Raw genomic sequence first — 20,690 nt, forward strand, 5'->3', positions numbered from 1 at the left:
CGCGGAGCGGATGCTCAGCGCCGGACGCTGCCGGAGCGGAAGTACCGCGAGAGTCCGGCAGCGGTCTCGCGCAGCATCCGCTCGTGGTCGCGTTCGCGGATCGCGATGGAGTCCGCGCGGGCCGAGATCGCCACGGAGCCGACGAGCAGGCCTGCGGAGTTGCGCACGCCGACCGCGGCGCACGTCATGCCCGGCACGAATTCCTCGTGCTCCCAGGCGACGTGTGACCGGGAGATCGACTCGAGCTGGCGTTCGAGTTCTCCGCGATCCGTGATCGTCGCCGGGGTCAGCTGCGGCAGCCCATGAGCGTCGAGGTACTGGTCGCGCTGTTCGCCGGTCATGCCGCTCAACATGATCTTGCCGAACGCGGTCGCGTGCGCGGCCTCGTGGAACCCGAAGCTCAACGGGGTGAGGCGCGGGGCTGCCGGGGAATCCACGATGTAGGTGACGACGACATCGGCCCCCCGGTAGACGGCGAAGTACGCGGCCGCCTGGGCGTTGCGGTGCAGGCGGGCGATCTCGGTGCGCACCTCGGCGGGCACGCCGATCTGGCGATGCAGCGAGACGCCGAGCTGATGCAGCTTGTAGCCGAGTTCGAACTTGCGCTCCCGGCGGATGTGCACGAGGTAATCGCTCTGTACGAGCGTCTGCATGAGCCGGTACACGGTCGGCAGCGGATAGCCGAGGCTCGCGGAGACCTCCTTCGCCGTGGCCCCGCCACGTTCGGCGACGATCTCGAGGATCGCGAGCGTCTTCAGGATCGAGGCGACCCCGCTCGGGGCGGGCGGTGCCGGCAGTGCCGTGACGTTGGACGTCAGTGGCGGCTGGGCGAGCGTCCGGGGCGACGGCGGCTGGGACAGGGGAAGAGCATCCGTGGTCTTCATGCGGCCATTGTCGGTCGGGCCCGGCCCCGGCACAATCGTCCGGCGCCTGAGAAGATCCCGGGTTCGGCGCGTGAGGCAGCTTCTCACATGGTGACAGGGCCCCTGACCGGGCCGGCACCGGCGAATTTAGGCTGGCGGCATCCGCATCGCTTGAAGAAGGAGATCGTCATGGCCGCCTCCAGCGCCATTCGCACCATCATCAGCCCCGGCCGCTACGTCCAGGGGAAGGGGCGCTCTCCCGGCTCGGCGAATTCCTCGCGCCGCTCGGGAAGACCCCGCTCCTCGTCTCCGACGACGTGGTCTGGGGGATCCTCGGGCAGCGCGCCACGGACTCGCTGCGCGCCGCCCAGCTGCCCGTCACCCGGGAACGTTTCGGCGGCATCCCCACGGCCGCGGAGGTCATCCGCCTCGTCGGCGTGATCGACAGGACCGGCGCCGACGTCATCGTCGCCCTCGGCGGCGGCAGCACCATGGACGCCGTGAAGGCGGCCGGGTTCCTCGCCGGGATCCGCTGGGTCACGGTGCCCTCCGTCGCATCAACGGATGCCCCCACCTCGGCCCTTTCCGTGATCTACACCGCAGACGGCGCGTTCGAGGAGTACCGCTTCTTCCCGAAGAACCCGGACCTCGTGCTGATGGACACCCAGCTCGTTGCGGATGCCCCTGCCGCGTTCCTGGCCGCCGGCGTCGGTGATGCGCTCGCGACGTGGCTCGAAGCCCGGGCGACGAGGCAGGCGCACGCGAACACGATGGCCGGCGGCCTGCCGACCCTCGCGGGCACCGCGCTCGCCGAACTGTCCTGGGGCGTGATCTGGGACAACGCGCTCCCCGCCCTCGACGCCGTGCGCGACCACCAGGTCACCCCGGCCGTCGAGAAGCTCGTCGAGGCGAACACGCTGCTGTCGGGGCTCGGATTCGAGTCCGGCGGGCTCGCCGCGGCGCACGCGATCCACAACGGCCTGACCGCGGCGCACCAGACCCACGGGCTCGCGCACGGGCAGAAGGTCAACATCGGCTCGGTCACGCAGCTCGTGCTCGAGGGCGCCCCGACCCAGGAGATCCGCGACTTCATCGAGTTCACAACCCGGGTCGGGCTGCCGAACACGCTGACGGAGGTCGGCCTCAGCGTCGACGACGAGGACGACCTGCGCCGCGTCGCCGAGGCGGCGACGGTGCAGGGGAGACCATCCACAACATGCCGTTCCCGATCACCCCCGACGAGCTGGTCAGCGCGCTTAAGTCGATCGAGCGGTTCTCCGGCACCGTGCGGAGCGAGGCGCACCTGCCCGCTCCCGTGCAGTACGTGGCCCACCAGGTCGACACGCACTAGCCGCAGGTCTCCGGTGAGCGGATGCTGAGGCATCCGCTCGCCCCGACCCGCGGCTTCGCGACGCCCGCGAGAGTACACTTTTGGCCCCTAAACCACTGGTTTGAGGGCCAAAAGTGTACTCTCGCGGTCTGTAAGCGGGCGAGGCGCGGGCGAGGCGCGGCCGAGGCGCTGTCGGGGCGGTGGGGTTACGAGACCTGGATCTGGATGGGAGCGGTGTCGGGGATCGGGCCGGCGTCGCGGCCGCGCAGGTCCGGGTGCCAGCGGCGACCCAGCGCGGGGATCAGGGTCCCGAGCGCGGCGAAACCGGCGGCGACGAGGATCGCGGACCCGGCGCCGTTGTGGTCGATCATGAAGCCGGCCGTCGCGGACCCGAGCGCCGCGCCCATCAGCTGGCCGGTGCCGACCCAGCCGTACGCCTCGGCGGTGTCGCTGAACTTGACGCTCGCGGAGACGATCCCGAACAGCACAGCGAAGGCCGGCGCGATGCCGATGCCCGCAAGGAGCAGGGTTGCGGCGAGCCACCAGAAGCTGAGGCCGAGAGTCGCGAGGGAGAGGCCGATCGTGACGATCAGCATCCGCCCGGCGAGGGCCCACGGGCCGATCGGCGCGTGACCGAGCGCGAGGCCGCCGACGAGCGAGCCGATCGCGAAGATGCCGAGCACCCAGCCGGAGTCCGAGCTGCCGTGACCGAATGCCGCGACGACGCCGGCCTCGACGGCCGAGCAGGCCGCGACGAGCATGAAGCCGACAACGGTGCTGAGGAGCACGGCAGGGCGCTTGAGCACGGCGCCGAGCTTGCGGCGGCTGCGCGGGATCCGTACCCGGCCGACCTCGGGCAGCACGACGAACCAGATGCCGCCGCCGACCAGGAATGCAGCGGCGAGGAGGATACCCGCGACCGAGCTGATCTGGATCGCGACGAATGTGGCGATGACCGGTCCGAGCACCCAGATGATCTCCTGGGCGGATGCGTCGAGCGAGAACAGCGGGGTGAGCTGACGGGAGTTGACGATCTTCGGGTAGATCGTGCGCACGGCCGGCTGGATCGGCGGTGTCGTCAGCCCCGCGACGAGGCCGATCACCATCAGGCCCCAGATCGGCAGGATCAACAACGCCATCACGACGATGGCGCTCGCGCAGATCGCGATCGTGGCGATGATGACCGGGCGCATGCCCCAGCGGCCCATCAGGCGGCTCGTGAGCGGGCCGGCGATGGCCTGGCCGATGCTCATCGCACCGAGTACGAGGCCGGCGGACCCGTAGGAGTCGTAGACGTGCTCGATGTGGATCAGGAACGCGAGCGAGAGCATCCCGAACGGAAAGCGGGCGGTCAGCTGCGCGGCGATAAGACGGGCAACCCCGGGCGTCTTCAGTAGGGTCCAGTAGCTGCTCACTCGTTCGAGTCTACGGGCGAGGCCCGGTACGGGTCGAGTCGGGCCCCCGGCACGCAATCCGTCGCCGCCCCGCGCCGAATTGCGTCGCGTGCGCGCCCGTTTTCGCAACGAACGTGTACCGAACGCAATTCCGTGCCGAGGATCGTGTCGACGGCCGTGCCTGGGGCCGTATCGAAGGGGCGGGGCACGGGCGGATGCGGGTCCCCGCGCCGCGCACACCCGGTACCGTGGTTTCGTGAACACTTTGATCTCCGCCGAGGATCTGGCCCGCCTGCTCGAGACGCGTGACGACATCCGTGTGCTCGACGTCCGGTGGGCGCTCCTCGGGCCGAGCGGACGCGACGAATACGCAGCCGGACACCTTCCGGGCGCGGTCTACGTCGACCTCGAGACCGAGCTCGCCCGTCCGGGGGCGCCTGAAGACGGGCGGCACCCGCTGCCCGCGATCGACGACCTGCAGGCGGCGGCGCGGCGCTGGGGAATCCACGACGACGACACCGTCGTGGTCTACGACGACCTGAGCCTGATGTCGGCGGCGCGGGCGTGGTGGCTGTTGCGGCACGCCGGTCACCGGAACGTGCTCCTGCTCGACGGTGCGCTCGCCGCCTGGCGCAGGGCGGGGCTGCCGCTCGTCACCGGGGAGCAGCCCGACCCGCCGATCGGCACCGCACACCTCAGCTACGGCTCGCTCGCCACGATCGACGCCGACACCGCCGCCGCCATCGCGCACACCGGCATCCTCCTCGACGCGCGCGCCGGCGCCCGGTACCGGGGCGAGACGGAGCCGGTCGACCCGCGCGCCGGCCATATCCCGGGCGCGGTGAGCGCCCCGACGACGGACACCCTCGCCGACGACGGCCGCTTCCTGCCCGCCGACCAGCTGCGTACACACTTCGAGTCCCTCGGCGTGAAACCGATGCGCCCGATCGGGGTCTACTGCGGATCGGGGGTCACGGCCGCCCACGAGATCGCCGCGCTCACGATCGCCGGGTTCGTCCCCTACCTCTACCCCGGATCCTGGTCGCAGTGGTCCAACCTCCCGGACCGCCCCGTGGAAACCGGGGACGGCGGGCGCGGCGGGTTCGGCGGTTTCACCGGGGCCAGCGTCCGGCTGTAGGTGGCGAGGCCGGCTCGCGGCGGCCCGGTGCGCTCACACCGAATTCACACGGCACGCAGAGCCCGGGGATGCAATACTTAGGTAATGCTTACCTTACCCAGCACCGAGGTGACCGGCGAGGACCTGCTCCCTGATGCACGCCCCGGCTACCGGCCGTACCGGGCGACGGTCGCTGGCATCCGGCGCCTGAGCCCGCATTTTGTGCGGGTGACCTTCACCGGTCCGGAATTCGAGCACTTCGGCACGGCGGGACTCGACCAGCGGATCAAGCTCGTCCTGCCGATCCCCGGCGTCGGCCTCGCCGATTTCGGAGTGGACGAGCAGCGCGACCCTGCGTCGACCGGCACCGGCTGGTACGACCGCTGGCGGGCCCTTCCCGAAGCTGAGCGAAACCCGTTCCGCAGTTACACCGTCCGCAGGGTGCGCCCGCACCTCCGCGAACTCGACGTCGACTTCGTCTCCCACGACGCAGCGGATGCCGCCGGATCCGGCCCCGGCCCCGCATCCCGCTGGCTCGCCGCGGCCCAGGTCGGCGAGCACGTCGTCATCGTCGGGCCGGACTCGCGCAGCCGCGACGCCGGCCTCGGCCTCGACTGGCGCCCCGGCGACGCGACCTACCTGCTCCTCGCGGGCGACGAGACCGCGGTCCCCGCGATCTGCGGCATCCTCGATACCCTGCAGCCCGGGCGCACGGCGCACGCCTTCCTCGAGGTGCCGGATGCCGCGGACCAGCTCGACGTGCGGGTCCCGGACGGCTGCTCCGTCACCTGGCTTCCGCGCGGCGGCGCCCCGCACGGCGAACGCCTCGACGCCGCCGTGCGCACCTGGGTCGCCGGCCACCAGGGACCCGAGGTCCCGACCGGCGTCGGCGTCAACGTGGCCGAGCTCGAGATCGACATCGACCGCGAAACCCTGTGGGACACCCCGGACACACCCCCGGGCGCAGGCTTCTACGCCTGGCTCGCCGGAGAGGCCGGCGCGATCAAGCGCCTCCGCCGGTTCCTCGTGAGCGAGACCGGTGTCGACCGCCGGCGCGTCTCCTTCATGGGCTACTGGCGCCTCGGCAAGGCCGAGCCCCAGTGAGCCGCCTGGCACACCCGTCCGAGCATCCGGCCGCGAACCTCCGCGCCCGGAACCGCCCGGCCCCGAACCGTCCGGCCCCGAACCGTCCGGCCCCGAACGAATCCGACGGATTTTCTGCCCAAAGAACACCGGAGAGCGCTCTTTCGGGCCCGAAACCCGAAAAACTCCGTCGAATCGGTTCGGGTCGACGCCCGGCGGTCGGGCTCCTCGCCGCGGCCGTGCTCCTCGTCCTCGTGATCATCGCCTCCCTCGTCGTCGGCGCGCGGGACGTGCCCTTCGGCACCGTCCTCGACGCCCTGTTCCGGCCCGACCCCGCCGTGACCGACCAGCTGGTCGTGCTCGACCTGCGTATCCCGCGCACGGTCGTCGGCCTGCTCGCGGGCCTCGCCCTCGGCCTCGCCGGTGCGCTCATGCAGGGCGTCACCCGCAACCCCCTTGCCGACCCCGGCCTGCTCGGCGTCAACGCGGGCGCCTCCCTCTTCGTTGTAGCCGGCATCGCCGTCTTCGGAGTCACGAGCGCGCTCGGCTACGTCTGGTTCGCCTTCGTCGGGGCCGCGGTCGCGGCATCCGTCGTGTACATCATCGGGTCGCTCGGACGCGGGGGAGCGACCCCGTCAAGCTCACCCTCGCCGGCACGGCGCTCACCGCGGCGCTCACCTCGCTGATCACCATCGTGCTGCTCAGCGACCCGTCGACCTTCGACCGCTACCGGTTCTGGTCTGCGGGCTCCCTCTCCGCCCGCGGCCTCGACACCGCGCTGCAGCTCGCGCCGTTCATCCTCGTCGGCGCGATCCTGGCGGCGACGGCCGGGCGGATGCTCAACGCGCTCGCCCTCGGAGACGACCTCGCCCGCGGCCTCGGCCAGAACGTCGTGGCCGCACGGATCGTCTGCTTCGTGGCCGTCGTGCTGCTGTGCGGCTCGGCGACCGCCCTGGCCGGGCCGATCGTCTTCGTCGGCCTCGCGGTTCCGCACCTCGCCCGCTGGTTCGCCGGCCCGGACTACCGCTGGACCCTCGCCCTCTCCGCGCTGCTCGGCCCCGCCCTGCTCCTGCTCGCCGACGTGATCGGGCGCGTGATCGCCCGCCCCGGCGAGATCGAGGCCGGCCTCGTCGTCGCGTTCCTCGGCGCCCCCGTGCTGATTGCTCTCGTGCGCGGCACCAAGGCGGTCGGGCTGTGAGCACAAGCACTCCGGTCCTCGCGCCCCCGGCTGTGCTCGGCGCGGCGCGGGGTGCACGGCGCCGCCGGGAGCGCCGGACAGTGATCGTCCTCTCCGCGGCGGTGCTCGTCGTCGCCGCGCTGAGCCTCTCCGTCGGCTCCTATTCCGTCGCGGTGCCCGACCTGCTCCGCACCCTCGCCGGCCAGGGCACCGGGGCCGAGAACTTCATCGTGCTGACCCTGCGCCTGCCCCGGCTCGTGCTCGCGCTCCTGACCGGCGTCGCCTTCGCGCTCTCGGGCGCCCTGTTCCAGACCGTGCTGCGCAATCCGCTCGCGAGCCCCGACATCGTCGGCGTCACCGGCGGGGCGAGCGCCGCAGCGGTCCTCGGGATGCTCGTGCTCGGCTTCGGCAGCCTCGCGACCGCCTTCGCGGCCTTCGGCGGCGCGATCCTCGTCGCGACCGTCATCTACCTGCTGGCCTGGCGCGGTCGCGGCGGAGGCGCCGGCGGCGTCGCCGGCTACCGCTTCGTGCTCATCGGCGTCGGCATCGCATTCATGGTGCAGGGCCTGCTCGGCTACCTGCTCAGCCGCGCCGAGCTCCGCGACGCCCAGGACGCCCTGACCTGGCTCGTCGGCAGCGTGAGCGGTGCCGCTTGGCCCGAGATCGCGGTCGTCGCTGTCGGACTCGCGGTGCTCCTGCCGATCGTGTGGATGCTCGCTCCGCGTCTTCGCGCGCTGCAACTGGGCGACGACCTGGCCACGAGCCTCGGGGTCGGTGCCGAGCGCAACCGGCTCGGACTCCTCATCGTCGCCGTCGCCCTCGCCGCGCTCGGGACGGCCATGGTCGGCCCGCTCGCGTTCGTCGCGTTCGTGTCCGCGCCGATCGCCCGCCGCCTCGTCGGCACCGGCGGACTGAGCCTCGTTCCCTCGGCCCTCGTCGGTGCCCTGATCGTCAGCGCCGCCGACTTCGCGTCCCAGCACCTGCTCCCGGGCGGACTCCAGCTGCCCGCCGGGGTCGTCACCGGCGCCATCGGAGCGCCCTACCTGCTCTGGCTGCTCGCGACCGGAGCGGCGGGCGGCAGCGGCGCCGGCAGCACCCGCGGCATCCCGCGCGACAGCACAGAAGGAACCCGATGACCCAGCCCGAACCGCACGCTCCCGACCCGCAGACAGCGGTCCCGGCTTTCGCGGGTCCAGCAGCCGCCGGACCGGCCGACCGCACGCACCACGAGCTGCGCACCGTCGCCCTCGGCCTCGGCTACGACGGCGTCCCGATCGTCACAGACCTCGACCTCGAGATCGCCGTCGGCCGGATCACGGTCATCGTCGGCGCGAACGCCTCTGGCAAATCGACCCTCCTCCGCGGACTTGCCCGCCTGCTCACCCCTCAGACCGGAGTGGTCCTCCTCGACGGCACCGACATCGCGACGATTCCGGGCAAGCGGGTCGCGACCGTGCTCGGCCTCCTGCCGCAACAGCCGCTCGCGCCGGAGGGAATCACCGTCGGCGAACTCGTCGGTCGCGGCCGGCATCCGCATCAGGGCTGGTTCCGCGGCACCACGGCCGCCGACGACGCCATCGTCGCCGACGCCCTCGTGCGCACCGGAACCCTCGACCTCGCCGCGCGCCGGCTCGAGGAGCTCTCCGGCGGCCAGCGCCAGCGGGTCTGGATCGCGATGGCCCTCGCCCAGGACACCGACATCCTGCTGCTCGACGAGCCGACGAGTTTCCTCGACGTCGCCCACCAGATCGAGGTCCTCGACCTCCTCCTCGAGCTCAACCGCACCCGCGGGACCACGATCGTGATGGTCCTGCACGACCTCAACCTCGCGGCCCGGTACGCCGACGAAATGCTCGTGATGCGCTCAGGCGGGATCATCGCCGCAGGGCCGCCCGCGGACACCCTGACCGTCGACGTCGTCCGCTCCGCCTTCGGGCTCGACGCCCTCGTCATCCCCGACCCGGTCTGCGGCTCACCGCTCGTCGTGCCGATCGGGAGGTTCCATCCCGCTCCGACCGCGACATCCGCTATATTAGGTAAGGCTAACCTAATCTAGTCGAACCATGTCCCTCCCCGAGACAACTGAGAAACCGGAGTTTCCCGTGCACCGTCCCCCCATTCGCGCGCTTGTCGCCGTCGCCGCCCTCGTCGCCCTGACGCTGACCGGCTGTTCCGCGCCGGCGCCCCAGCCAACGGATGCTGCGGTGGGCGACTCCGCAGCCGCGTCGTTCCCCGTCACTATCGAGAACGCCTTCGGGTCGACCGTGATCCCGAAGCAGCCGACCCGGGTCGTGACCTGGGGCTGGGGGAGCGCGGACGACGCGATCGCCCTCGGCGTCATTCCCGTCGCGATGCCGTTCCAGGCATACGCCGGTGACGCCCAGGGCGTGCTGCCCTGGATCTCCGAGGCGCTCGCGACGAGCGGAACGCCGACGCCGACCGTGCTGCCCGACTCCACGGAGCCGCCGTACGAGGACATCGCCAAGGCCGCACCCGACGTCATCCTTGCCGCATACTCGGGCATCACCGCCGAGCAGTACGCGCTGCTCAGCAAGATCGCCCCCGTGGTCGGCTACCCGGACCAGCCCTGGGCGACGAATTGGCGCGACCTCATCACGATCACCGGAACGGCTCTCGGCAAGTCCGCTGAAGCGACCACGCTTCTCGCGGGCATCGACGCGAAGATCGCCGCGGCCGCGGCAGCCCACCCCGAGTTCGCGGGCAAGTCCATCGCCCTCACGAGCGACAGCGGAGGAACGTTCTACGTCTACAAGAAGGAAGACCCCCGCGTCGCATTCACCCTCGACCTCGGCTTCGTGAACGCACCCGCCGTCGATGCCCTCGCGACCGACGAGGCGAGCTTCTACTACACGCTCAGCCACGAACAGCTCGACAAGCTCACGAGTGACGTGCTCGTGAACTTCGGGACGACGCAGGAGGAATCGGATGCGTTCCTCTCCGCCGGGTACGCCCAGGCCATGCCGCAGGTGCAGCGTGGTTCCGTCGCCTCCCCGGTCGGCGCGGCATTCATCTCGTCCGTCTCCCCGCCGACGGGTCTCTCGCTGACCTGGGGCCTCGATGACTACGTGACGATGCTCTCGACCGCGGCCAAGGCCGCCGAATAACGCACGTCGCCGGGGTTGGATTGCGGTCAAAGCACCGTCGTCGTCGCGATGAGGGTGCTTTGTGCGCAACTGGGCGGGGCGGCGGCGTGGGCGCTGTCGTCGCACCCGGCGAAATCTGCCCGAAACACGCCAACGGCCATACTTGATCGAGACACGTCCCCCTCACGCTCGCTTTAGCTAGTCCAAAACGTGACCTGCGCACAGAATCCGCGTGAGCATCCTGTTATATGCTCACCTCTGTCGCTTACCGTTTACGGACTCAATGACGAACCCCTGACACCGACAAACAAAGAAGGTTCCGCATATGCGCGCTCGATACCTACTCCCCGCCGTCGCCGCCGCGGCCGCACTGATGCTCTCCGGCTGCGTCGACAACTCGACGCCCTCGACCGGCTCGACCACCAGCGCCTCGGCAGCAGCGATCACCAAGGACGACGCGGCCGCCGCACTCGTTCCCGCCAAGATCGCGTCCTCCGGCAAGCTCATCGTCGGCAGCGACCCGACCTACGCCCCGAACGAGTTCAAGGACGAAGCAGGCAAGCCCATCGGCTGGGGCATCGAGATCGCGAGCGCGATCGCGACCAAGCTCGGGCTCACGGCCGAATTCCAGGTCGCCAAGTTCGACAACATCATCCCCTCCGTCGCCGGTGGCAAGGCCGACATGGGCGAGTCCTCGTTCACGGACACCGCCGAGCGCGAGCAGCAGGTCGACTTCGTCAACTACTACACCGCCGGTATCCAGTGGGCATCGGCCAAGGACAAGACCGTCGACCCGGACAACGCCTGCGGCATGAAGGTCGCCGTGCAGGCGACCACCTACGAAGACACCGACGAGGTCCCCGCCAAGAGCGACGCCTGCGTCGCGGCCGGCAAGCCCGCGATCGACAAGCTCAAGTTCGACACCCAGGATGCCGCGACGAACGCGGTCGTACTCGGACAGGCCGACGCGCTCAGCGCCGACTCTCCCGTCACCCTCTACGCCATCGCCCAGACCAAGGGCAAGCTGCAGCTCGCGGGCAAGACCTTCGACGTCGCACCATACGGCATGGTCGTCGCCAAGGGCTCTGACCTCGGCAAGGCCGTCCAGGCCGCACTGCAGTCCATGGTCGACGACGGCAGCTACAAGGCCATCCTCGACACGTGGGGTGTCGCCGACGGCGGCATCGACAAGATCACGATCAACGCAGCCGCGAACGGCTAACCGGTGAGCACGCCGAATCTGAACGGCCGGGGGCGGGGCCCGCCTCGTCCCCGGCCGATCCGGCCGCCCCGGCCGCGTCGGTTCCCATCAAAGCCATCCGGCTGCGTCACCCCTGGCGGATGGTCTTCGCGATCATCCTGATCGTGGTGTTCGCCCTGGCCATCGTCGACGCGGCCTTCCGCCCCGCGTACGACTGGCCGACGGTCGCGAAGTACCTGTTCGACCGGCGCATCTCCCAGGCGGCGCTCGTGACCCTCGAACTCACCGTCTACTCGATGGTGATCGCGATCGTCCTCGGCGTGATCCTCGCGGTGATGCGGCTGTCGCCCAACCCGGTCGTGAAGAGCCTCGCGTGGTTCTATCTCTGGGTCTTCCGCGGCACACCGGTCTACGTCCAGCTGACCATCTGGGGCCTGATCTCGCTGATCTACTCGAGCATCGACATCGGCATCCCGTTCATGCACCCGTGGGTGTCGTTCGAGACCAACGCCGCGCTCAGCACGTTCGCTCTCGCGGTGATCGGCCTCTCGCTCAACGAGGCCGCATACATGGCCGAGATCGTCCGTGCCGGACTCCTCGCCGTGGATCGTGGCCAGGAAGAGGCCGCGACCGCGCTCGGGATGAGCTGGTCGCAGACGATGACCCGGGTCATCCTGCCGCAGTCGATGCGGGTGATCATCCCGCCGACCGGCAACGAGGTCATCTCGATGCTCAAGACGACCTCGCTCGTCACGGCGGTGCCGTTCAGCTTCGACCTGTTCGCCCGCTCCCGTGACATCTCCGCCGAAACGTTCAACCCGATCCCGCTGCTCATCGTCGCGTCGATCTGGTACCTGTTCTTCACCTCGATCCTGATGGTGGGCCAGTATTTCCTCGAGAAGCGTTTCGCGCGCGGCATCGGCGACCGTCAGCCGGACAAGAAGGGCGGCGGCTCCAACCCCGACCCGATCACGGGCGTCACGATCGTGCCCGGCTCCGAGCAGGCGCCGGCGACCCGCACCGGCCGAGAACCCGAAACCGGCCAGGAGGCCCGTCATGAGCGACCTGACCACGCAGAACGCGGCATCCGCTGCCCGCGGTTACGTGCCGATGGTGCTCGCAGAGCAGGTCTCGAAGAGCTTCGGCTCGCACGAGGTGCTCAAGAGCATCTCCCTCGAGGTCAAACGCGGCGAGGTGATGTGCCTCGTCGGGCCGAGCGGGTCGGGCAAGTCCACGTTCCTGCGCTGCATCAACCACCTCGAGGTGCTCTCCGCCGGGCGGCTGAGCGTCGACGGCGAGCTGATCGGCTACCGCGAGACCAACGGCAAGCTCTACGAGATGGCGCCCAAGGAAGCGGCGAAGCAGCGCAGGGACATCGGCATGGTGTTCCAGCGCTTCAACCTGTTCCCGCACATGACCGCACTCCAGAACGTGATGGAGGCGCCGCTGCGGGTCAAGGGGCTGCCCAAGGCGCAAGCCGAGCGCACCGCCCGCGACCTGCTCGCCCGGGTGGGACTCGCCGAACGCGCGGACTACTACCCCGCGCACCTCTCCGGCGGCCAGCAGCAGCGTGTCGCGATCGCCCGCGCGCTCGCGATGGAGCCCAAGCTGATGCTCTTCGACGAGCCGACTGAGCGCGCTCGACCCCGAACTCGTCAGGCGAGGTGCTCGACGTGATGAAGGCGACCTCGCCACAGGAGGGCATGACGATGATGCGTCGTCACCCACGAGATGGGCTTCGCCCGGCGAGGTCGGCTGACTCGGCTCGTGTTCATGGACGGCGGCGTCGTCGTCGAGTCCGGTGACCCCGAGCTCGTACTGAGCAACCCGCAACACCGCCGCACGCAGGCGTTCCTCTCGAAGGTGCTCTAGCCACCAGCTGACCCCGGCGGATGTCGGGGTCAGCTGGTCAGGACCTTGTGGATCCGCTGCAGCGACACCGACTCTGCGGCCTTGAGCTCCTGCGCGAACAGGCTGATCCGCAGCTCCTCGATCATCCAGCGTGCGCGCACGAGGTTCGCCGCCATGCCGGGGGCCAGCGGAATCCGGCCGCCGGCAGCTTCGTAGCGGGCCGTGGCCGACTGGCTTTCATTCATCCAGACCCGGTCGCGGCTGGGATTGTCGCCGAGTTTCACGATCCGTGAACTGATGCCGCCGAGGTAGCGCGGCAGGTGGCGCAGCTGGGCGAGGCCCGTCGCGCTCACGAAGCCGGGGTAGATCAGTCCGGCCAGCTGGGCACGGGCGTCCGTCAGCGCGGGCAGCAAGGCCATGCTCGTCGAGGCCTTGAGCGCCTTATCTGCGGCCCGGGAGGCGGTGAGGATGCGCGCAACGAGCCCAACGGCCTCGAACATCGAGTCCATCAGCACCCCGGACACGCGGTCCCGGATCGAGTCGAACTCGGCCTTCATGAAGACCTGGCCGCTCGGGTTCACCCGGAACAGCACCTCATCGACGCACGCCGCGAGGCAGTCGTCGAAGAGCGCCTGCGTGGTGCGGTACGGGCTCGTGGCGAGGCTGAGCTTTTCCGCCCCGGTCAGGTGCTGCTGCACGTAGGCGACCGGAGACGGCGTCGCGAGCAGCAGCAGCCGGCGCACCCCGCCCGGCAGCGTGCTCGCCTGCTCGGCGGCGGTGCTCATCATCCGGATCGCGACGCTCGTACCCTCGTCGACGAGAGTCGGGTAGCCGCGAATGGTGTTGTCGCCCTGCTTGGTGTCGATGAACCGGGGAGTTCCGCGAAATCCCAGGTCGTGAGGCCGCCGCGCTCGATCGCGTTCACGGGCGTGGCAGCGGATGCCGCCGCGACGCTCTCGCGTGCCCGGGAACCGAGCCTGCGCTGCAGCTCGCCGAGGTCCTTTCCGGAGGCCATCGCCTGCCCGCGGTCGTCGACGACGCGGAACGTCATCCGGAGGTGCGCGGGTACGCGCCCGAGTTCGAAGTCGTTTGCGTTCACCGGGACGTAGGTGAGCCGCTGGATCAGGCCCGCGAGGATCTCGGTGAACGGCGCAGCCTCTGTCTCGAAACCCGCCCCCGTGCCCGCGCCGAGCCGGGCGCCGATGCTCGTGCCGCCCATGCTGCTCGTGTCCTTCGCCGTGCGGGCCTCGCCGGGCGCAGGCGGCAGCTCGGTGAGCAGCCGGGCCGCCCAGTCGGCGGCGGGCACGACGTTGCGACGGATGCTCTTCGGGAGCGACTTGATCAGCGCGGTCACGAGGTCGGCGCGGAGGCCCGGCACCTGCCAGTCGAAGCCGGCGGGGGAGAGCCGGGCCAGGAGGGCGAGCGGGATCAGGGCGGCGACGCCATCGTCATCCGCCCCCGGCTCGAACCGGTAGCTCAGGTGGAAACGCTGGTCGCCCTGGTGCCAGGTCGGCGGGAAGACGGCCTCGTCGATCTCCGGGGTGGCCTCGTCGGGAACGAGCGCCTCCGCGGTCATCGTGAGCAGGTCGGGGTCTCGGCGCGCGCCTTGCGCCACCACGTCTCGAAGGTGCGCGTCGAGCAGACCTCCGCGGGGATGCGGCGCTGGTAGAACTCGAAGACGGCCTCGTCGTCGAAGAGGATGTCGCGGCGCCGGGTGCGTTCCTCGAGCTCGGCGAGTTCCTTGCGCAGCTTCGTGTTGGCCCGGTCGAACGCGGTGACGCGTTGGTCGACGCGGTCGAGGTCCCATTCGCCGTCGACGAGGGCGTGCCGGATGAAGAGCTCGCGGGCGTAGGCCGGGTCGACCGGGGAGAACTGGATGCGGCGGCGCGGCACGATCGGAACCCCGTAGAGGGTGACCCGCTCGTAGGCGACGACGGAGCCCTGCTTCTTCTCCCAGTGCGGTTCGGAGTAACTGCGCTTGCAGAGGTCCCCGGCGAGCGGTTCGGCCCAGGCGGGGTCGACGACGGCGTTCATCCGGGCGAAGAGCCGGCTGGTCTCCACGAGTTCCGCGCTCATCACGGCGTTGGGCTGCTTCTTCGCGAGCGACGAGCCGGGGAAGATCACGAAGCGCTGCTGGCGGGCGCCGATGTAGTCCTTCTTCGCGACATCCTTGAGGCCGATGTGCGAGAGCAGCCCGGCGAGGAGGGAGCGGTGGATGCCGTCGGGGTTGACCGCCGGGTCGCCGATGTGGAGGCCGAGCGGCTTGGCGAGCTGGCGGAGCTGCTTGTAGACGTCCTGCCACTCGCGCACCCGCAGGTAGTTCAGGAACTCGTTCTTGCAGAGCCTGCGGAAGGCGCTCGAGCCGAGTTCCTTCTGCTTGAGCTCGAGGTAATTCCAGAGGTTCAGCAGGCCGAGGAAGTCGCTCGTCGGGTCCGCGAACCGCGCGTGCTGCTGGTCGGCCTGCGCGCGCCGCTCGAGCGGCCGTTCCCGCGGGTCCTGGATGGTGAGGCCGGCGACGATCGCCATCACCTCGCGGCTGGCGCCCTGGGTCTTGGACTCGATGACCATCCGCCCGAAGCGGGGGTCGATCGGCAGCTTCGCGAGCTGCTGCCCGATCCGGGTGAGCTTGGACACCCCGCCGCTCGCGTTGCTCACCCCACTGCCCGGCGCAACGGCGCCGAGCTCGGCGAGCAGGTCGAGGCCGTCCTTGATACCGCGGGAATCCGGCGGGGTGAGGAACGGGAACGCGGCGATGTCGCCGAGGCCGAGCGAGATCATCTGCAGGATCACGGCGGCGAGGTTGGTACGCAGCACCTCGGGCTCGGTGAACTCCGGGCGGCGACCGAAGTCCTCCTCCGAATACAGCCGGATGGCGATGCCGTCGCTCGTGCGCCCACTGCGCCCGGAGCGCTGGTTCGCGGAGGCCTGGCTGATCGCCTCGATCGGCAGCCGCTGCACCTTCGAGCGCACGCTGTACCGGCTGATCCTGGCGGTTCCGGCGTCGATGACGTAGCGGATGCCCGGGACGGTCAGGCTGGTCTCGGCCACGTTCGTCGCGAGCACGATCCGGCGCCGCACCCCGGCGACGGTCGAGGGCTGGAAGACCTTGTGCTGGTCGGCGGAGGAGAGCCGGCCGTAGAGCGGCAGCACCTCGGTCGGGCTCGTGCGGTCGCCACTCGCGAACTTGCCCTGCAGGGCATCCGCTGCGTCGCGGATCTCGGTCTCTCCGCTCAGGAAGACGAGCACGTCGCCGTTCGACTCGCGCTCCAGTTCGTCGAGCGCCGCGGAGATGCCCTCGATGTAGTCGCGGTCCACCGGCGGCGTCGCGGAGGCCTGGTCCTCGTCGTCATCGTCCGCCATCGCTTCGGCCACGAGCGGGCGGTAGCGGATCTCGACCGGGTAGGTACGGCCGGAGACCTCGATGATCGGGGCCGGGGTGCCGTCGGCGGCCGCGAAGTGCTCGGCGAAACTCTGCGGGTCGATCGTCGCCGAGGTGATGATGAGTTTCAGGTCAGGGCGACGCGGCAGCAGGGTTTTCAAGTAGCCGAGCAGGAAGTCGATGTTCAGGCTGCGTTCGTGAGCTTCGTCGACGATGATCGTGTCGTAGTGTTGCGCAGCATCCGGTCGCGGTGCATCTCGTTCAGCAGGATGCCGTCGGTCATGAGCTTGATCCTGGTGTCCGGACCGACCTGGTCGGTGAACCGCACCTGGTAGCCGACGACCTGGCCGACCTCCTGGCCGAGTTCCTCGGCGATGCGGCTCGGCGATCGTGCGAGCGGCGAGCCGCCGCGGCTGGGTGTGCCCGATGCTCGTGCGCCCGAGTTCGAGGCAGATCTTCGGGATCTGGGTGGTCTTGCCCGAGCCCGTCGCGCCCGCGATGATGACGACCTGGTTGTCGCGGATGGCGCGCGCGATATCCTCGCGGCGTTGGCTGACGGGGAGTTCGGGCGGGAAGGTGATGACAAGGGGAATCATGAGCATTCCATCGTAAGACTTCCGGGTGCCCGGTGCGCGCGGGCGGGTCCTCCCGGCCTGGCGCTTGAACCGGAGACTGTTACGCTCAAACTATGGTAGACGGACAGGGAATCGGCGACCGGCACGCGGCCCTCGCCTCGGATGCGCGCCGCCGGGTGCTGGAGTTGATCGCGGGTGCCCGCGAGCCCGTCGACGCCGCCGCCGTCGCCGCGAGCATCGGCCTGCACGTGACGACCGCGCGCTTCCATCTCGACCAGCTCGAGGGTGCCGGGCTGATCCGCCGTGCCGTCGACCGGACCGGGATCCGCGGGCGTCCGCGCATCCTCTTCACCGTGAATCCCGCGGTGCGCGAAGACGGTGTGCAGCGGCTGCTCAGCCATGCCCTCGTCGGCGCCCTCGCCGAGGACGACGACGGCGGCCGGGCACGGGCGATCCGCGCCGGCGAGCGCTGGTCGGCCGCCTTCGACCTCGAGGCGCGCGAGAGCGAACCGGGCACGGGGGCGGCCGGGGGAGCGAGCGACGTCGGGCCGCTCGTGCACATCCTCGACGGCCTCGGCTTCGACCCGATCGCCCAATCGCTTGAGGCGTCGCCCGGCCAGCCGGCGTCGCCGAGCGAGACGGATGCCCGCGACGGTATGGTCGTCGAGCTCCGGGCCTGTCCCTTCCGCGACGAAGCCAGGCACACGCCCGCGGTGGTGTGCTCGCTGCACCTCGGCCTGATCCGGGGCATCGCCCGCTCCGGCGGGCACGACCCTGACGACGTCGAGCTGCGCCCCTTCGTCCTCCCCGAGCTGTGCGAGGTGCGCCTCCGCGGCGACTGGGTGCCCGTCGACCCGCTCGCTAATTAAAGCGGAATATATTAGGTTTAAATCATGGTTGACATGATCCCCCTTCTTCCCGCATCCGCACCCCGGCCCGCGGCCCACGACGAGCCCGCCGGCCACACCTGCACCTGCGGCGAGGCCGAGGCCGCAGGATACCCAGAACTGGACGCCCGGCAGCTGCCGCACGCGATCCGGCACGCCGCGATTTTCGGCGCGCTGGACGCTGTCCTCCCCGGCGGCGGCCTGGTCCTCGTCGCTCCCCACGACCCGCTGCCCCTCCTCGCCCAGCTCGAACAGCGCCACCCGGGCCGGTTCACGGTGAGCTATCTTTCCCGCGAGCCCGAGGCGTGGAAGCTCCAGCTCACCCGCTGAAGCGCCGCAGGTCAGGTTCCGTCCGGTTCCAGCGTTTAGGGTGGGCCCATGACGACTTCTGTGCCCACCCTGACCCTCAACGACGGCCACACCATTCCTCAGCTCGGCTTCGGCGTGTTCAAGGTCGATCCGGACGAAACGACCCGCATCGTCTCCGACGCCCTCGAGGTGGGCTACCGCCACCTCGACACGGCCGCGATCTACGGGAACGAAGCCGGAGTCGGGGCCGCGATCGCGGCATCCGCCGTGCCTCGCTCCGAGCTCTTCGTCACGACGAAGCTGTGGAACAGTGAACAGGGAACCCAGAGCGCATTCGACGCTTTCGACCTGAGCCTCGAGAAGCTCGGGCTCGACTACGTCGATCTGTACCTCATCCACTGGCCGACGCCGGCGAAGGACAGCTACATCCAGAGCTGGAAGGCGCTCGAGAAGATCCGCGCCTCCGGACGTGCACGCTCGATCGGTGTCTCGAACTTCCTCGTGCCGCACCTCGAACGCCTTCTCGCCGAGACGGATGTCGTCCCGGCGGTCAACCAGATCGAGCTGCACCCCGCGCACCAGCAGCCTGAGGTCACCGCGTTCGCGCGCGCCCACGGGATTCAGATCGAGGCGTGGGGACCCCTGGGCCAGGGCAAGTACCCACTCCTCGAGGAGCCCGTCGTCGTCGTCGCGGCCGAGGCGCACGGCAAGAGCCCCGCTCAGGTGGTCATCCGCTGGCACCTGCAGACCGGCAACATCCTGTTCCCGAAGTCGAACCGGCGCGCGCGCATGATCGAGAACCTCGACGTCTTCGACTTCGAGCTCAGCCACACCGAACTCGCCACGATCTCCGCGCTCGAGCGCGCCGGCCGCGTGGGCTCCCCACCCCAACGACGTGAACTAGGCTCCGCTCAGAACGGGTAGCTGCCCGGCGTGCGGCGCAGGGTGATCCAGCGCGTCTCCGTGAAGGCGTCGATGTTGGCCTCCGCACCGCCCTGCCGCGAACCCGTGCCGGACGAGCCGACGCCGCCGAACGGTGTGTTCGCCTCGTCGTTGACCGTCTGGTCGTTGATGTGCACGATGCCGGACGGGATCCGCTGGGCCAGTTCGAGGCCGCGCATTGCGTCGGCGGTCACGATGCCGAGCGAGAGCCCGTATTCGGTCGCCGAAGCGATGCCCACGGCCTCGTCCTCGGTGCTGAACCGCACCACGGATGCGACAGGGCCGAACACCTCCTCGCAGAAGGCGGGGGCATCCAGCGGCGAGTCCGCGAGCACGGTGGGCCGGTAGAACAGCCCGTCGTAGCTGCCGCCGGCCCTCAGCTTCGCGCCGGAATCGATCGAGCCCGTGACCAGGCGGTGGATGCGGTCGCGCTGGTTCTCGTCGATGATCGGGCCGAGGTGCACGTGCTCGGTGGCGGGGTTGCCAACGGCAAGGGAGTCCGCCTTCGCGGCGAGCTTCTCGACGTACTCGTCGAAGATGCTCTCGTGCACGATGTGCCGCCCGACCGTCATGCAGATCTGGCCCTGGTGCAGGAACGATCCCCAGGCCGCGAGGTTGACGGCCTTGTCGACGTCGGCGTCGGCGAGTACGACGAAGGCGGAATTACCGCCCAGCTCGAGGTGGGCACGCTTGAGATGCTTTCCCGCGAGCTCGCCGACGGCGCGACCGGCCCTGGTCGAGCCGGTGAACGCGATCACCCGCACGTTCGGGTCGGTGACGATGGCCTCGCCGACATCGGCGCCGCCGGTCACCAGCTGCAGGAGCCCGGCGGGCAGGCCGGCCTCCTCGAAGATGCGCACCATCATCACGCCGCCGGTCACAGCGGTGCGCGGGTCCGGCTTGAGCACGACCGCATTGCCCAGCGCGAGCGCCGGCGCCACCGCGCGGATGCCGAGGATGATCGGCACGTTGAACGGCGACACGACTCCGACGACGCCGACGGGCACCCGCTGGGCGATGGAGATCCTCGGCTCCTCGCTCGAGAGTACCTGGCCGAGCGGATGCGACGGCAACGCCGCCGCCTCGTAGCATTCCTGAGCGCCGACGTGGAGGGCGAAGCCGGCAAGCCCGGGAACCGCGCCGACTTCCCGCACGTTCCAGTCCATGATCTCGTCGGCGTGTTCCTCCAGGAGCGCGGCGGCCCGGCGCAGCACGGCGGCGCGCACCGGGTGCGCGGTCGCGGCCCAGGCCTTCTGCGCCGCGGCCGCGCCCGCGGCGGCCCTGGCCACGTCGACGGGGGTGGCGATCCCGATCCGGCCGATCTCGTCGCCGGTCGCCGGCTCGATGACCGGGAGGTCGCCGCCTGACCCGGCGACCCACTCCCCGTTGATGTAGATCTTCCCCGACCACGCCGCGGGGTCGAGGAACAGGGTTGTCGCGGTCTCGTTCACGGTGAGTGTCATGGGCGGTTCTCCTTC

At 70.2% G+C, this 20,690-nt stretch carries 14 protein-coding genes and 4 pseudogenes; 13 read left to right on the plus strand and 5 right to left on the minus strand.

All coding sequences use genetic code 11. From position 1 onward, the window contains the following. Positions 1-14: 14 nt before the first annotated feature. Positions 15-884, minus strand: coding sequence for an IclR family transcriptional regulator (locus RGU41_RS01185; RefSeq protein WP_134560538.1), 870 nt, complete (start codon positions 882-884; stop codon positions 15-17). Positions 885-1,015: 131 nt separating this feature from the next. Here RGU41_RS01185 and RGU41_RS01190 point away from each other — a divergent pair, with 131 nt between their 5' ends. Further along, positions 1,016-2,242, plus strand: a complete 1,227-nt coding sequence (locus tag RGU41_RS01190) for a glycerol dehydrogenase (RefSeq protein ID WP_322137273.1) — start codon at positions 1,016-1,018, stop codon at positions 2,240-2,242. A 157-nt stretch (positions 2,243-2,399) separates the two neighbouring features. On the opposite strand, the gene RGU41_RS01195 is transcribed toward RGU41_RS01190, so the two are convergent. Then, the gene (locus RGU41_RS01195) at positions 2,400-3,608 is read right to left on the minus strand and encodes an MFS transporter (RefSeq protein ID WP_134560536.1); all 1,209 of its coding nucleotides are present in this window, start codon (positions 3,606-3,608) and stop codon (positions 2,400-2,402) included. Positions 3,609-3,843: 235 nt separating this feature from the next. Here RGU41_RS01195 and RGU41_RS01200 point away from each other — a divergent pair, with 235 nt between their 5' ends. The 7 genes and pseudogenes from RGU41_RS01200 (at position 3,844) to RGU41_RS01230 (ending at position 11,290) form a co-directional block, all read left to right on the plus strand. Next, complete coding sequence (locus RGU41_RS01200) at positions 3,844-4,725, plus strand: sulfurtransferase (RefSeq protein ID WP_416172952.1); 882 nt, start codon at positions 3,844-3,846, stop codon at positions 4,723-4,725. Between the two features lie 84 nt (positions 4,726-4,809). Continuing rightward, a complete protein-coding gene (locus RGU41_RS01205) occupies positions 4,810-5,808 on the plus strand; it encodes a siderophore-interacting protein (protein WP_322135271.1) in 999 nt (332 codons plus the stop codon). Between the two features lie 173 nt (positions 5,809-5,981). After that, a pseudogene (locus tag RGU41_RS01210) lies at positions 5,982-6,985 on the plus strand (FecCD family ABC transporter permease). Beyond that, the gene (locus RGU41_RS01215) at positions 6,982-8,100 is read left to right on the plus strand and encodes a FecCD family ABC transporter permease (protein WP_322135272.1); all 1,119 of its coding nucleotides are present in this window, start codon (positions 6,982-6,984) and stop codon (positions 8,098-8,100) included. Before RGU41_RS01210 ends, RGU41_RS01215 begins: the two are co-directional and overlap by 4 nt. After that, positions 8,097-9,020, plus strand: coding sequence for an ABC transporter ATP-binding protein (locus RGU41_RS01220; RefSeq protein ID WP_322135273.1), 924 nt, complete (start codon positions 8,097-8,099; stop codon positions 9,018-9,020). Before RGU41_RS01215 ends, RGU41_RS01220 begins: the two co-directional genes overlap by 4 nt. Before the next feature lie 46 nt (positions 9,021-9,066). Beyond that, positions 9,067-10,089 carry an ABC transporter substrate-binding protein gene (locus RGU41_RS01225; protein WP_322135274.1) on the plus strand — a complete coding sequence of 341 codons (1,023 nt, stop codon included), beginning with the start codon at positions 9,067-9,069 and terminating at the stop codon, positions 10,087-10,089. Between the two features lie 304 nt (positions 10,090-10,393). Next, entirely contained in the window at positions 10,394-11,290 is an 897-nt protein-coding gene (locus tag RGU41_RS01230; protein ID WP_322135275.1) for an ABC transporter substrate-binding protein, read from the plus strand. Between the two features lie 106 nt (positions 11,291-11,396). Here the strand turns inward: RGU41_RS01230 and RGU41_RS01235 are convergent, their stop codons facing one another. Beyond that, complete coding sequence (locus RGU41_RS01235) at positions 11,397-11,555, minus strand: hypothetical protein (protein ID WP_322135276.1); 159 nt, start codon at positions 11,553-11,555, stop codon at positions 11,397-11,399. A 10-nt stretch (positions 11,556-11,565) separates the two neighbouring features. On the opposite strand from RGU41_RS01235, the pseudogene RGU41_RS01240 reads away from it, so the two are divergent. Both RGU41_RS01240 and RGU41_RS01245 read left to right on the plus strand, forming a co-directional pair. Next, positions 11,566-12,120 (plus strand): annotated as a pseudogene (locus RGU41_RS01240) (amino acid ABC transporter permease); the annotation flags it as partial. A gap of 259 nt (positions 12,121-12,379) precedes the next feature. Beyond that, a pseudogene (locus RGU41_RS01245) lies at positions 12,380-13,141 on the plus strand (amino acid ABC transporter ATP-binding protein). Positions 13,142-13,170: 29 nt separating this feature from the next. On the opposite strand, the pseudogene hrpA reads toward RGU41_RS01245, so the two are convergent. Beyond that, positions 13,171-17,101: pseudogene (gene hrpA / locus RGU41_RS20655) on the minus strand (ATP-dependent RNA helicase HrpA). A gap of 86 nt (positions 17,102-17,187) precedes the next feature. Between hrpA and RGU41_RS01265 the strand changes: the two are divergent. The 3 genes from RGU41_RS01265 to RGU41_RS01275 are packed head-to-tail and all read left to right on the plus strand — an operon-like array spanning position 17,188 to position 19,194. Continuing rightward, positions 17,188-17,943 carry a helix-turn-helix transcriptional regulator gene (locus RGU41_RS01265; protein ID WP_322135279.1) on the plus strand — a complete coding sequence of 252 codons (756 nt, stop codon included), beginning with the start codon at positions 17,188-17,190 and terminating at the stop codon, positions 17,941-17,943. A gap of 24 nt (positions 17,944-17,967) precedes the next feature. Next, on the plus strand, positions 17,968-18,291 hold the full coding sequence (locus tag RGU41_RS01270) for a DUF2249 domain-containing protein (protein WP_134449357.1): 324 nt from the start codon (positions 17,968-17,970) through the stop codon (positions 18,289-18,291). 48 nt (positions 18,292-18,339) lie between these two features. After that, positions 18,340-19,194 carry an aldo/keto reductase gene (locus RGU41_RS01275; RefSeq protein WP_322135280.1) on the plus strand — a complete coding sequence of 285 codons (855 nt, stop codon included), beginning with the start codon at positions 18,340-18,342 and terminating at the stop codon, positions 19,192-19,194. Here RGU41_RS01275 and RGU41_RS01280 read toward each other — a convergent pair. After that, positions 19,182-20,675 (minus strand): aldehyde dehydrogenase family protein, encoded by a 1,494-nt coding sequence (locus tag RGU41_RS01280; protein WP_322135281.1) that lies wholly within the window; start codon positions 20,673-20,675, stop codon positions 19,182-19,184. The genes RGU41_RS01275 and RGU41_RS01280 overlap by 13 nt on opposite strands. Positions 20,676-20,690: the final 15 nt, after the last annotated feature.

Source organism: Cryobacterium sp. 10C3, assembly GCF_034314285.1.
Taxonomy (GTDB): Bacteria; Actinomycetota; Actinomycetes; order Actinomycetales; family Microbacteriaceae; genus Cryobacterium; species Cryobacterium glucosi.

What these genes read in the sequence shown, in the direction of transcription:
- RGU41_RS01185 (WP_134560538.1), bottom strand. Translation starts at nt 884, where the DNA reads ATGAAGACCACGGATGCTCTTCCCCTGTCCCAGCCGCCGTCGCCCCGG.
- RGU41_RS01205 (WP_322135271.1), top strand. Translation starts at nt 4,810, where the DNA reads ATGCTTACCTTACCCAGCACCGAGGTGACCGGCGAGGACCTGCTCCCT.
- RGU41_RS01220 (WP_322135273.1), top strand. Translation starts at nt 8,097, where the DNA reads ATGACCCAGCCCGAACCGCACGCTCCCGACCCGCAGACAGCGGTCCCG.
- RGU41_RS01230 (WP_322135275.1), top strand. Translation starts at nt 10,394, where the DNA reads ATGCGCGCTCGATACCTACTCCCCGCCGTCGCCGCCGCGGCCGCACTG.
- RGU41_RS01265 (WP_322135279.1), top strand. Translation starts at nt 17,188, where the DNA reads ATGGTAGACGGACAGGGAATCGGCGACCGGCACGCGGCCCTCGCCTCG.
- RGU41_RS01270 (WP_134449357.1), top strand. Translation starts at nt 17,968, where the DNA reads ATGGTTGACATGATCCCCCTTCTTCCCGCATCCGCACCCCGGCCCGCG.
- RGU41_RS01275 (WP_322135280.1), top strand. Translation starts at nt 18,340, where the DNA reads ATGACGACTTCTGTGCCCACCCTGACCCTCAACGACGGCCACACCATT.
- RGU41_RS01280 (WP_322135281.1), bottom strand. Translation starts at nt 20,675, where the DNA reads ATGACACTCACCGTGAACGAGACCGCGACAACCCTGTTCCTCGACCCC.